The organism is Pseudomonas sp. 203-8, assembly GCF_020708595.1.
Classification (GTDB): Bacteria; Pseudomonadota; Gammaproteobacteria; order Pseudomonadales; family Pseudomonadaceae; genus Pseudomonas; species Pseudomonas aeruginosa.
In genome coordinates, this window is sequence record NZ_JAJFDF010000027.1 from 1 (window position 1) to 529 (window position 529).

At 68.4% G+C, this 529-nt stretch carries 1 protein-coding gene; it reads left to right on the forward strand.

Annotated elements, in window-relative coordinates; all coding sequences use genetic code 11:
* Positions 1 to 529: aminotransferase class I/II-fold pyridoxal phosphate-dependent enzyme (locus LJF27_RS30340; protein WP_024929049.1), on the forward strand; the 529-nt coding region annotated here is incomplete at both ends.

Genomic DNA, 529 nt, shown 5'->3' on the forward strand with positions numbered 1-529 from the left:
TGGCCATCGACCGCGCCAGGCAACTGTTCGGCGCCGACTACGCCAACGTCCAGCCGCATTCCGGTTCCTCGGCCAACGCCGCGGTGTACCTGGCGCTGCTCAACGCCGGCGACACCATCCTCGGCATGAGCCTGGCCCACGGCGGCCATCTCACCCACGGCGCCAAGGTGTCCTCCTCCGGCAAGCTGTACAACGCCGTGCAGTACGGCCTGGACACCGCTACCGGGCTGATCGACTACGACGAAGTCGAGCGCCTGGCCGTGGAGCATAAGCCGAAGATGATCGTCGCCGGCTTCTCCGCCTACTCCAAGACCCTCGACTTCCCGCGCTTCCGCGCCATCGCCGACAAGGTCGGCGCGCTGCTGTTCGTCGACATGGCCCACGTCGCCGGGCTGGTCGCCGCCGGCCTCTACCCGAACCCGATCCCCTTCGCCGACGTGGTCACCACCACCACCCACAAGACCCTGCGCGGCCCGCGCGGCGGCCTGATCCTGGCGCGCGCCAACGAGGAGATCGAGAAGAAGCTCAA